The organism is Paraburkholderia sp. SIMBA_054, from assembly GCF_046534875.1.
Taxonomy (GTDB): domain Bacteria; phylum Pseudomonadota; class Gammaproteobacteria; order Burkholderiales; family Burkholderiaceae; genus Paraburkholderia; species Paraburkholderia hospita.
Genome location: NZ_JAWRXV010000679.1, coordinates 1 through 276, shown reverse-complemented (window position 1 = coordinate 276; position 276 = coordinate 1). Strand labels below are relative to the sequence as shown.

Below are 276 nucleotides of genomic sequence, written 5' to 3'. Positions count from 1 at the left end.
CGGATTGCCGGTGCCGCGCAGCATCCACTTTCTCCATTCGCTCACCGTGGCGGTCGCACTGCTCAAGCGCACGGACATGGTGAGCATTTTTCCGTGGCCGCTCGTCGAACTCTGCGCGGCGCGCGACGGTTTGTGCGCGATCCCCTTGTGCGAAGAACTCGAGGACTCGACAGTCGGCATCATCACGCGCACGGGCGAGCCGTCCGATGCAGCGTCGCAGTGCTTTATCGATTGCCTGCTCGAAACGATCCGCGATGAATCGTGGGGCCGCACGAC

The 276-nt window shown here is 63.4% G+C and carries 1 protein-coding gene; it reads left to right on the top strand.

Annotated features, from left to right (window positions below):
* Positions 1-276, top strand: a 276-nt coding sequence (locus tag SB822_RS56820; protein ID WP_410859068.1) for a LysR substrate-binding domain-containing protein, incomplete at both ends; no start/stop codon positions are given.